12 protein-coding genes are annotated in these 11,304 nt (G+C 59.8%); 5 read left to right on the plus strand and 7 right to left on the minus strand.

Annotated elements, in window-relative coordinates:
- The 5 genes from MPJ51_RS02370 to MPJ51_RS02390 all read right to left on the minus strand — a co-directional run.
- A partial coding sequence (locus tag MPJ51_RS02370; RefSeq protein ID WP_298381384.1) for an iron-containing alcohol dehydrogenase occupies positions 1–522 on the minus strand: 522 nt, incomplete at its 3' end.
- A gap of 85 nt (positions 523–607) precedes the next feature.
- Complete coding sequence (locus MPJ51_RS02375) at positions 608–1,774, minus strand: VOC family protein (RefSeq protein WP_298381385.1); 1,167 nt, start codon at positions 1,772–1,774, stop codon at positions 608–610.
- A 264-nt stretch (positions 1,775–2,038) separates the two neighbouring features.
- A complete protein-coding gene (locus tag MPJ51_RS02380; RefSeq protein WP_298381386.1) occupies positions 2,039–2,611 on the minus strand; it encodes a cytochrome b/b6 domain-containing protein in 573 nt (190 codons plus the stop codon).
- Between the two features lie 100 nt (positions 2,612–2,711).
- On the minus strand, positions 2,712–3,677 hold the full coding sequence (locus MPJ51_RS02385; protein ID WP_298381387.1) for an amidohydrolase family protein: 966 nt from the start codon (positions 3,675–3,677) through the stop codon (positions 2,712–2,714).
- Positions 3,678–4,005: 328 nt separating this feature from the next.
- Positions 4,006–4,767, minus strand: a complete 762-nt coding sequence (locus MPJ51_RS02390; RefSeq protein WP_298381388.1) for an IclR family transcriptional regulator — start codon at positions 4,765–4,767, stop codon at positions 4,006–4,008.
- 130 nt (positions 4,768–4,897) lie between these two features.
- Between MPJ51_RS02390 and MPJ51_RS02395 the strand changes: the two genes are divergently transcribed.
- From MPJ51_RS02395 to pcaF, 3 genes are read left to right on the plus strand one after another with little or no spacing between them, the layout of a single operon-like run.
- On the plus strand, positions 4,898–5,605 hold the full coding sequence (locus MPJ51_RS02395; protein ID WP_298381389.1) for a 3-oxoacid CoA-transferase subunit A: 708 nt from the start codon (positions 4,898–4,900) through the stop codon (positions 5,603–5,605).
- Complete coding sequence (locus tag MPJ51_RS02400) at positions 5,602–6,288, plus strand: 3-oxoacid CoA-transferase subunit B (protein WP_298381390.1); 687 nt, start codon at positions 5,602–5,604, stop codon at positions 6,286–6,288. The genes MPJ51_RS02395 and MPJ51_RS02400 overlap by 4 nt, the downstream gene beginning before the upstream one ends.
- 13 nt (positions 6,289–6,301) lie before the next feature.
- Positions 6,302–7,504: a 3-oxoadipyl-CoA thiolase gene (pcaF, locus tag MPJ51_RS02405; protein WP_298381391.1), complete on the plus strand. Its 1,203-nt coding sequence runs from the start codon at positions 6,302–6,304 to the stop codon at positions 7,502–7,504.
- Positions 7,505–7,566: 62 nt separating this feature from the next.
- Here pcaF and MPJ51_RS02410 read toward each other — a convergent pair whose 3' ends face one another.
- Positions 7,567–8,511, minus strand: a complete 945-nt coding sequence (locus MPJ51_RS02410) for an AEC family transporter (RefSeq protein WP_298381392.1) — start codon at positions 8,509–8,511, stop codon at positions 7,567–7,569.
- Positions 8,512–8,677: 166 nt separating this feature from the next.
- Positions 8,678–9,451 carry a FadR/GntR family transcriptional regulator gene (locus MPJ51_RS02415; RefSeq protein WP_298381393.1) on the minus strand — a complete coding sequence of 258 codons (774 nt, stop codon included), beginning with the start codon at positions 9,449–9,451 and terminating at the stop codon, positions 8,678–8,680.
- A 333-nt stretch (positions 9,452–9,784) separates the two neighbouring features.
- On the opposite strand from MPJ51_RS02415, the gene MPJ51_RS02420 reads away from it, so the two are divergent.
- Together MPJ51_RS02420 and MPJ51_RS02425 are read left to right on the plus strand one after the other, a co-directional pair.
- On the plus strand, positions 9,785–10,837 hold the full coding sequence (locus tag MPJ51_RS02420) for a TRAP transporter substrate-binding protein (protein ID WP_298381394.1): 1,053 nt from the start codon (positions 9,785–9,787) through the stop codon (positions 10,835–10,837).
- Positions 10,838–10,966: 129 nt separating this feature from the next.
- The coding region (locus MPJ51_RS02425) for a TRAP transporter small permease subunit (RefSeq protein WP_298381475.1) at positions 10,967–11,304 on the plus strand (338 nt) is incomplete at its 3' end.

An 11,304-nucleotide genomic window follows, 5' to 3' on the forward strand; every position in this document is an offset into this window, starting at 1 on the left:
CAGCAGCGCACGCGGTGCCGACCGGATCAGAGCCGGGTCAAGCGCGACCACTTTCGGTGTGGTCTCTTTCACGGCATAGCTGCGCTTGAACAGCTGATCGCCATCGGTTTCGGTGATGCCGAAGTAATGAGAATATTCCGAGCCTGAAACCGTGGTCGGCAGCGCCGCGATGGGCAGATACTGCCCGGTTTCCTCGAAATGCAGATAAGATACGGCCTTGGCCGCATCCAGAACCGAACCACCGCCCATGGCGATGATCGATTGCGCGCCCAGACGTTTGCATTCTTCCAGCGCGGCGCGAATGCCGGTGTCGGGCGCGTGGGCAGGCAGGTCAGTGACGATGCCCACCTGGGGCTCGGCCAGATGGGGCAGAACCTCGGCCCGCATCAGGTCTTCCAGCACGTCGACGACGAAGATGATCGGGCGTTCGATGCCAAACTCGGGGAACCGGCCCAGCGAGGTTGCAAGACTGTTTTCACCCCAAAGCACGGTTTCTTGCGGCAAGGAAATAAAGTGGCCCATCGTCTGTTTCTTTCTCGTGACGTGTCTGTTCGAAAAGGTCAGACCGGCGGCTGAGGGAAGGAGTGCCGCCGGTCTGGTGCTGCTGTTAGTCCGGGAGTTGCGGAGTAGGAGCCGGACGCAGCGCAGCTGCACGTTCGATCTGAACCCGTTCGCCTTCCAGCTGCTCGGGCAGGCACAGGTTCTGACCCAGCGAGTCAGCATCTTCATCGATGGTGAAGTCATCGGGGGTCGAAACCGCACAGATGTGGCCGTCGGGGTCGAGGAAGTTGAATTCCTGCGAATAGAGCTTGTTCTGGATACCCGACACCTCGACACCCGCCTTGATCAGGCGATCCCGCTGATCGGCCAGCGCCGCATCGTTTTCCACCTCAAGCGTGAAGTGGTGGGTCAGACCGGTGCCCAGACGACCCTTGGCATAGTTCGGCAGGCCGAAGAAGGTCAGAACCGAACCCGGCGACAGGTCATCGTCACAGGCGTAGTAGTAGTGGGTGCCACCCTTCTCATCCAGATAGTCGGTCTTCTTGATCAGGTTCAGGCCGACGGTCTCGACAAAGAACTTCTCGGTCCGCTCGGCGTTGCTCGAGATCGAGGTGATGTGGTGGAAGCCGCGCATCGCATAATCGCTGGTGATCACGCTGCAGTCATGCGGCCAGGTTTCCGAAGCAACCGCCAGCTCGTTCCGGCCACCGATCAGGTTTTCGGGCGGCTGCGGGCAGAATTTCGAACCCAGCACAGCCTCGTCATGACCAAAGCCCGGCTCAGAGGTCGCAATCTCGATGATCGCGCCATCGGGGTCACGCAGGTAGATCGCGTGGAAATAGTTCCGGTTGTAAGGACCGGTGCAGTGGATGCCCATGTCGGTCAGGCGACGCTTCCACTTCAGCAGGCCGTTGCGGTTGGGAACATGCAGCGCCAGGTGGTGGTTGGTGCCTGCGCCCCAGCGGCCTTTGGGGTCACCGACGCGGGGGTTGGCAACGCCGTCTTTGGTGGCGTCGGGATCGACGAAGCCGTTTTCGGGCATCATGTAGAAGATCGGGTTCCACTCGATATAGGTCACGGTCTCGGTGCGCTCACCTTCGCCGGGGAACTGCTCGAATCCGAAGGTGACGACGGGCAGGTGCGCATCGTTGTGGTGCACCGTGCGCTTGACCACTTTCATACCAAGCGCCTTGGTGTAGAACTCTTCGGAGCGCCGGATATTGGCACAAACGAAGGTCTGGCTGTTGACGCCATTGATCGTCATTTGGTTCATGAAACTTCTCCTGATTGCATGGGGAAACCCCATAATTTGGTTGCAGCACACACATTGGTGCCGTTCGCATGGCTGGTGTGCTGGCCGCGCGTTCGTGGGTGTTGTGTTGTTCTTTCGGTGGTGGCTGGCGCCCGGGGCGCTAGCGGTCAGAAGCGCGTGCTTCTGAGGAAAAATCTATTGGTTCGGGTTCAGCTGGAACGGGTCTTATCGGGTCTCTGCGGTTCGGGGGTGCGGTGGCCGGAAACGGCCACCGCCTGTATTCAATCAATCGGTTTCCGAGGCGTTGCCGATGCCCATGCGGGGCAGGACATCGTGGCCCTCTTTGCGGTGCTTGATCACGGCCGCCACGTGGACGATCACAACAACCAGCATGATATAGGCCAGCCACATGTGCCAGGTCGCCGTCAGATTCTCGAGCGTTTCGCTTTCGATCGTCGGGAACAGCTTGGGCATTTCGATACCGCCCCACCAGGTCACGCCATGACCGCCAAAGTCGGTTTCAAGCCAACCGATGGTGATGATCAGTGCTGGCAGGATGTACAGCAGCGCGTGGCCAACTTTCGATCCCTTGGATTCCATCCATGTCAGGCCTTCGGGCTCGGGCGGACGCGGCGAGATGACCAGCAGAACGATGCGCCAGATCAGCAGCATGCCCAGTGTGACACCGGTCCAGATGTGCAAATCAAACAATGTCTCTTGCAGCGGGCTGTCCTCACCCGCCCAAGTGGTCATGTAGTACCCACAGGCCCACATGAAGATAAATCCTGCGGCCATGAGCCAATGCAACATGCGTGCCATTGCACTGTATTTTGTGACCGATTGGTCTGTATGCGCCATTATTCTGTCCTCCCTGGGTTACGGCTTTGTTCGCGTCAACCGTTCCTTGGCTGGTTGCTGGTGGCCCGATGTCCTTCACCGCGCCACCGTTTTGATTTCTTTAGAACGGCCCGATCTTCAGCAGACGTTCCGCGTTTTTGTGAGCGATCTTCTCTTTGGTCGCCTGTGGCAGATCCACAGCGTTGAACCAGTCGGCGCCCAGCTTGTTGCTGACAAACGGGTAATCGACCGAGAACATGACCCGGTCCTCACCCATGACCGACAGCGCCAGCCGCAGCAGGTCGTCCGAGAAGAAGGCACTGGTGGTGATCCAGAAGTTGTCGTTGAAATACTGCTGGATCGGCTTTTGCAGCTTGTCCTTGGTGATCGCCGTCAGATCGTCGCCGAAGCGGTAGTAGTAGAACGGGATCGCCTCGCCCATGTGGCCGATAACGATCTGCAGGTTCGGGTATTTGTCAAAGATCCCGCGGCAGACCAGACGCAGCGAACAGATCGCCACCTCCTGATGCCAGCCATAGCCCGGACCGCTGAGGATGTTGCTGACCCATTGATCGTCCAGATCATTATAGTACAGGTCCTTGGCGGCGTCGGTGGCGAAATTGGGGTGGATGTAGATCGGCACGCCCAGCGCCTCGGCACGCTCCAGCAGCGGCGCGTACATCGGGTCATCCAGAAACTTGCCGTTGACGAAGCCGTAGACCATCGTGCCAAGGAAGCCATAGTCGCGCACGGTGCGCTCAAGCTCATCGGCGGATGCTTCGGGCGAGGCCAGCGGCAGCACTGAAAAGGCGCGGAAACGGTCCGGATAGGCGGGGATCACTTCTTTGGCGAGCCAGTCGTTGATCTTGCGCGCAAAGGCGATGCCCTGCTCGCCCGGCAGGTTCTGCGCGCCGGGGGTCAGAGCGGACAGAACCTGAATGTCGATCCCGGCCTCATCCATATGGGCAATCCGTCCAGCGCTAACATCGTTGATATCAAAACGCGGATAGCCTTTGGCAAATTTGATGCCGTTCAGCTCCTGCATTTCAGGTGTCGCAAAATGCTCTTCCAAGCCTATCAGGAACATGTCTTTCTCCTTTTCAACGACCTGCGGTCTTGCTGCGGGCCGCGTCGTTCAACTTTGCCCGACTTACGCGGGGATGTTTCCTCTGCGACATTTCGGTGGCATCCGGTTTGAGACCAGTTTTGAAAACCTGCCTCGGTGCTTTTCCTGATCGGGACTGATCCCGACACTGGTCCGACAGACGCCTTTGTACAGAGGCTATCTATGAGACAAGGGGCAACGGTAGTCGACTGAAATGTACAGCCCGCGGCTTGTGCTTTTGGTTATACACCAATGCAAGCGCATATTCTTAAGGCGAAATGGACCATGTGATTCCCAGCCTGACGACCCGCTAGCGCAGGACCCGTTTCAATCCCGCCTGCACCCGCAGAAGGTCATCCAGATAGGTGGACACGACCGAAGAAACGCTTGTCTGGATCGCGGCCATGCCGATGTTCAGCGCAGCAACCGTCTCATCCCGCTGATTCACCAGCGGCACCGAGATTGAGCGCAGCCCGATCTCGACCTCCTGATCCACCAGCGCATAGCCTTGCAGACGCACCCGGTCCAGTTCCTGCATCAGGTCCGAGATGTCCGTCAGACTTTTGGGCGTGCGCGGGGTCAGGTCCGAGCTTTCGATGACCCCCCGCGCCTGATCCTTTGGCAGCGACGCCAGCAGAACGCGCCCCATCGAGGTGCAAAACGCAGGCAGGCGCGAGCCGGGCATCAACCCGATGGACATCACCCGGCGCTGCGCGGCGCGGGCGATATACAATATCTCGGTCCCTTCCAGAACTGACACCGAACAGGATTGCCCGACCTGATCCGACAGCTGATCCAGCCAGGGCTGAACGATCTGCGGCAAGGGCATCGAGGCCAGCGCAGTAACCCCCAGCCGCAGAATACGCGGCGTCAGCGAAAAGAACTTGCCATCATAGTTGGCATATCCCAGATCGACCAAAGTCAGCAGGCACCGCCGCGCAGTAGCGCGATCCAGCCCTGTTTCCCGCGCGACATCAGTAATGCTGAGTCGGGGCCGATCCGCCTGAAACGCCTCAATCACGCGCAGGCCCTTGGCCAATGATCCTACGAAATCCGTCGATTTGTTCACCATGAGAACAGGACTATTCACTATATGAACAAAGATCAATATATGATCACCTTTCGTGGCTCTGCCCCGCACCCGCCCCTAGGTTCCCCTGAATCATACGGCCCTGCCCGGGCGTAACCATTCAGGAGGAACGATGGACAAGACAATCGCCACAGTTGCAGATGCTGTCGCGGAAATCCCCGACGGCGCGACAATCATGATCGGAGGGTTCGGCGGCTCGGGCGCGCCGATCGAACTGATCCACGCCCTGATCGACAAACGCCCCCGCGATCTGACAGTGATCAACAACAATGCGGGCAATGGCCATGTCGGCATCGCCGCGATGATCGAGCAGGACATGGTGCGCAAGATGGTGTGTTCCTTCCCACGCTCGGCCGATCCGCGCGCCTTTACCGAACGCTATCTGGAAGGCCGGATCGAGCTGGAGCTGGTGCCTCAGGGCACGCTGGCCGAACGTATCCGGGCCGGTGGTGCGGGTATCCCCGCCTTTTACACGCCGACCAGCTTTGGCACTGATCTGGCCAAAGGCAAACCGGTCGAGGAATTCGAGGGGCGGTCTTACGTGCAGGAACGCTGGCTGAAGGCCGATTTCGCGATCATCAAGGCGCAGTTGGGCGACCCGATGGGCAACCTGACCTACCGGATGGCAGGCCGGAACTTCAACCCGCTGATGGCCATGGCTGCGACCCGGACCATCGCGCAGGTGTCGCAGATCGTGGCCCCCGGTGAGATTGATCCCGAACAGGTCGTCACCCCCGGCATCTTCGTCAACGGCGTCGTGCAGGTCGCCAATCCGCAGCAGGAAGAATCCCTCAACCGTCAGGAGGCCGTGTACCCATGAGCGACGCAATCAATGCCATCAAACTGTCGAACGCACAGATCGCCTGGCGCGCAGCTCAGGATATCGAAGACGGGGCCTATGTGAATCTGGGCATTGGCTTTCCCGAAATGGTTGCCAAATTCCAGCCCGAGGGGCGCGAAGCCATCTTCCACACCGAAAACGGCGTGCTGGGTTTTGGCGAAGCCCCGAAAGAAGGCGAGGAAGACTGGGACCTGATCAACGCCGGTAAAAAGGCGATCACGCTGAAGCCCGGATCGGCCTTTTTCCACCATGCCGACAGCTTTTCGATGGTGCGCGGCGGGCATCTGGATGTGGCTATTCTGGGGGCCTATCAGGTGGCGCAGAACGGTGATCTGGCGAACTGGTCCACCGGCAAGGGCGGCGTTCCCGCCGTGGGCGGCGCGATGGATCTTGTGCACGGGGCCAAGCGCGTGGCGGTGGTCACCGACCACATCACCAAAAAGGGCGACCCTAAGCTGCTGGACGCCTGCACCATGCCGCTGACCGGTGTGGGCTGCGTGACCCGCGTCTACACCTCGTTGGCGGTGGTCGATATCGAGGATGGTCAGTTTGTGCTGCGTGAAAAACTGCCCGCTCTGTCCTTTGACGATCTGCAGGCCGTGACCGGAGCACCCCTGAACGTGCAGGGCACCGTCGGCGATCTGATCGTACCCGCGCTGTAAGAAAGGACTGAACATGCAGGACGTATATATCTGCGACTATATCCGTACCCCCATCGGTCGCTTTGGCGGCGCGCTGGCAACGGTGCGCGCCGATGATCTGGGTGCGGTGCCGCTGAAGGCGCTGATGGACAAGCACGATCTGGATTGGACCGCCGTGGATGAGGTCATCTATGGCTGCGCCAACCAGGCGGGCGAAGATAACCGCAACGTGGCGCGTATGTCGTCGCTGCTGGCGGGTCTGCCGGACAGCGTGCCCGGCACCACGATGAACCGTCTGTGCGGCTCGGGCATGGACGCCATCATCACCGCTGCCCGCGCTATCAAGGCGGGCGAGGCGGATCTGATGATCGCGGGCGGGGTCGAAAGCATGACCCGCGCGCCGTTTGTGATGCCCAAGGCGGGGGCCGCGTTTTCGCGGGCCAATGAAATCCACGACACCACCATTGGCTGGCGCTTTGTCAATCCGCTGATGAAAAAGCAATATGGCGTGGATTCCATGCCCGAAACCGCCGAAAACGTGGCCGAGGATTTCAACATCAGCCGCGAAGATCAGGACGCTTTCGCCCTGCGCTCGCAACAGAATGCGGGTGTGGCGCAAGAAAGCGGGCGGCTGGCGCGCGAGATTGCGCCGATCATCATCCCTCAGCGCAAGGGAGAGCCGGTTGTCGTCGACACCGATGAACACCCCCGCCCTTCGACCACGCTGGAGGCGCTGGCCAAGCTGCGCGCGCCCTTCCGCGAAGGTGGTTCGGTCACGGCAGGCAACGCATCAGGTGTGAATGACGGCGCAGCCGCGCTGATTCTGGCGTCTGAGGCTGCCGTCAAGGCGCATGGCCTGACCCCAATCGCCCGCGTCATGGGCGGCGCGACCGCAGGCGTAGCACCACGCATCATGGGCTTTGGCCCTGCCCCTGCGTCGAAGAAACTGATGGCGCGTCTGGGGCTGGGTCAGGCGGATTTCGATGTGATTGAACTGAACGAAGCCTTTGCCAGCCAGGGTCTTGCCACCCTGCGCGATCTGGGCATCGCCGATGACGACCCGCGCGTGAACCCCAATGGCGGCGCAATCGCGCTTGGCCACCCGCTAGGTATGTCTGGCGCCCGGATCACCGGCACTGCCGCGCTGGAACTGTCACTGACCGGCGGCAAACGTTCGCTCAGCACCATGTGCATCGGCGTTGGTCAAGGCATTGCAATTGCCTTGGAAGCTGCCTGATCTCACCTTTTGCGGAGGCGCTGCGTAGCGTGGTGCCTCCGTTCTGGTCACGCTCCAAAACACTACACAAGCCAAAGCAGCAGGGCAGAGAGCGTCACAAACGCCAGTGATGTGGCTGCCAGCATGGCAATCGAGGCAATGCCCTCTTGCCCCTGTTCCTGTGCGAACACCGTGTAAATCCCGAACATCGGCATGGCGGCGGACAGGATGACGGCGGCGTGCAAATCCGGGGGCAGCGCAACCAGACCCAAAGCAACAAGACCGCTGGCCGCCACCGCAACCAGCGCAGGATGCAGAACAAGCTTGCTGGCCGCGATTTGTGTGGCAAAGGCGCGGTTGCCCTTCAGGGGAAGCCCAACCAGTGCGCCACCAATCACAACCAGCGCCAGCGCCGAGGCTGATGCGGCTAGCATGCTCAGAAGCTGGGTCACCGCGGCGGGGACAGGGAGTTGGAGCAGCGAAACCCCAAGGCCCAAAAGCAGGGCAATCACCATCGGGCGCTTCAGGATACCCCAGAAAATTCCACCCAACCTGCGCGGGATCGACATATCACCCCGCTCAGCGGCCAAATCCATAAGCACAAGGCAGATCGGGATCAAAACAATGTTTTCGATCAGAAAGTTGAGCGCCAGGATCACCCCCGCCTGATCGGGAAAGGCCAGCAGCATCACCGGATAGCCCACAAACCCGGAATTGGGGCAAACGCTGCCCATAACGGCGACCGCCCGCCTCTGGCTTGCTGCGCCAGTGACGGTGAACCACAGATACGAGACCGCAATCGCCGCCAGCCCGCCCAACAGATAGGCCAGCATATAGCCGGGGTGGAACACGTCGGAAAGATCTCGCGACGCGACGGCGTGAAACAGCAATGCGGGCAAGGCAATGTTCAACACATATTGCCCCAGAACCCGCATGTCGGACGGCGCAAACCAGCCTTTCCGGACCACAACATACCCGATCACCATGGCCGCATAGATCGGGAATGTGATGGAAAATACGATCAGCAAGGCATGTCCTGATAACCTGCAGGCGGTCCAACTCTCACGGTCTTATCGGGAATTCTTGACCACGTCGAGGTTTTGGCCCCGAACCCCCATCGCCGCCCGGACCGGAAAGCAGAAAATGCGCGGGGCTTGTCGGGCCAAAACAGCAGTTGCACCCAGCCCGAGGGTATCAGACAGACAGCAAACGCCGTTTTGACGCGCGCAGCTCTCGGGCCTGTTGCTCTTGCCCGGTTCGGAACGAGGTTTCGACAAAGTCCATATGCGCCCGGGCAGCAGCCTCGGCGCGGTCCGGGTCGCCGTCCAGAATGGATTGCGCGATCTCGCGGTGTTGCGCCAGCAGCTTCTCACCCGATCCATCCATCGTACGCAGGAAACGGCGATTGTAGAACACCCCCTGCCGTGTCAGATCGTAGACCGAAGCCATCATGTGGATCAGGGTCGTGTTCTGACTGGCATCGACAACGGCCGCATGCAGGCGAAAATCGGCCTCTTGGCTGGCGTCCAGATCATCATCTTCCCAGGCTTTCTGCATCTGGTCCATGATGTCGGCGATTCGTTCCTTGTCAGATTGCGTTGCACGCTGCGCGGCAAGGCGGCTGGCAAAGGCCTCCTGCTCGCGCCGGTATTCGAGATAGTCGTAAAACGCACCGCCGTGGCGGGCATAAAGCGACAGCAAGGCCGGAGACATGGCGCGTCCGGTCAACGCGGCAATGAACGTGCCCTCGCCATGGCGCACCGTGACCAACCCGCGCTGTTCCAGCACCTGCAACGCCTCGCGCAGCTTGGGGCGGGACACTCCCATCGCTTCGGCCAGATCACGTTCGGACGGCAATCTGCGCCCCTCTTTCAGGATGCCATCGACGATCATCGTCTCGATCTGATCGACCACCGCGTCGGCAATTGATTCGTGGCCAACGGGCTCAAAAGGGCTGCTGCTGCTCATGTTTGCTCCGATTGCGGGTCAGAAACAGGAGAATTTAAGTTGTTCTTTTAATTTACCACTGCGACAAAACATTGCAAGGGAGAATACCCAGAATTACGGATGAGCCATACGCCCTTATTCGCCTGTTTTATAAGAAAAAGACATGTTTTTGCGAATTTCCACCCTCAAATCATCGCAACCGGCCCAGAGGGGTTTCAACCCTAGTAAAGCGTTCAGTGGTAAACAAAATTATTGACTGAAACTTATGGTCAATAATATTTACCACTCATGCCGCCGATGCGGTCAGACCGGTAGCCGTTCCATCGGCGACCTGCACATATTGGAGGAGAACTCATGAAAACCACCCTGACGTCGCTCGCCGTTGCGGCATCGCTGCTGGCCGCACCTGCGGTTCAGGCCGCTGACAAGATGCTGCTGAAAACCCCGATCGCGTTTTCGACCGCGCTGCCGGGTCTGGGATCACCGATCCCGCGCGTGGCCGAGCAGTTGGACCTGATGTCCGGCGGCACGCTGAAGATGAAGGTGTACGAGCCCGGCAAACTGGTCCCGCCGTTTGAAATTCTGGACGCCGTATCCTCGGGCAAGATCAACTCGGGCTATACCACCGCAGGCTATTGGGCCGGTAAGATCCCCGCCGCACCGCTGTTCTCGGCCGTGCCTTTCGGCCCCGAGGCGGGCGAATACATGGCGTGGCTCTATTATGGCAACGGGCTGAGCCTGTATCAGGAAATGTATGATCAGGCCGGGTTCAACGTCCATGTCATCCCTTGCGCGATCATCGCCCCCGAAACCTCGGGCTGGTTCGCCAATGAGATCAACAGCCCCGAAGACCTGAACGGCCTGAAGATGCGCTTTTTCGGTCTGGGCGGCGAAGTGATGCAGAAACTGGGCGTTGCGACCTCGCTGCTGCCGGGTGGCGAGATCTTCCCGGCGCTGGAAAAAGGCGCGATTGACGCGACCGAATTCTCGATGCCCGCTATCGATGCGCGTCTGGGTTTCCACAAGCTGGTCAAGTACAACTACTTCCCCGGCTGGCACCAGCAGGCCACCGTGTTCGAATTGATGATCAACAAGGACGTCTGGAACGAGGCCAGCGATCAGCACAAAGCGATCATCAACACCGCCTGCAAGGCGTCGATGGCCGACAGCTTTGCCGAAGGTGAGGCGATCCAGCACACAGCTCTGATCGACAACGTGGAAAACAACGGTGTCGAGATCAAACAGTGGAATGACGAGATGCTGTCGACCTTCCGCAGCACCTGGGAAGAAGTTGCCGCCGAGCAGGCCGCGCAGGACGAATTCTTCAACAAGGTTCTGACCGACATGAACGAATTCCGCGACGGTTACGCCGTCTGGAAGGAAAACGCGTTCCTCCCACGCAAGTGATCTGATCGCTTGCACCTCGTCAGGGGCGGCCTGATCTGCCGCCCCTGCATCTTCTGATTTTCTTCATTTTCCGAACCGACCCGGGCGCATTTTCGCCTCTCCACGCCCCCGTATCTTTAGGAGGAGACCATGGCCGAGACCAAGCGGACGCAGAACGACCCGATCGAAGTTTATGAAAGCCTTCTGGAACATGGCGAACCCGACCGCCAGAAGCTGGCCGTGGGCATCGACAACGGTGTCAAGATGGTCGGCCATGTGGTCATGTGGGCCAACCTGCTGCTGATCGCGGCCATCGTCTCGCAAGTGGCGCTGCGCTATCTGCTGAACCAGAACTATCCCAAGCTGGATGAAATCCAGTGGCATTTCTACGGGCTGGTGACGATGGTCGGCATCTCGTATGCGCTGGTCACCGACAGCCATGTGCGGGTCGATCTGCTGCACATGCAACTCAGCCAGCGGGCGCGGCG

Origin of the sequence: Ruegeria sp. (genome assembly GCF_028066395.1) — a bacterium.
GTDB lineage: Bacteria > Pseudomonadota > Alphaproteobacteria > Rhodobacterales > Rhodobacteraceae > Ruegeria.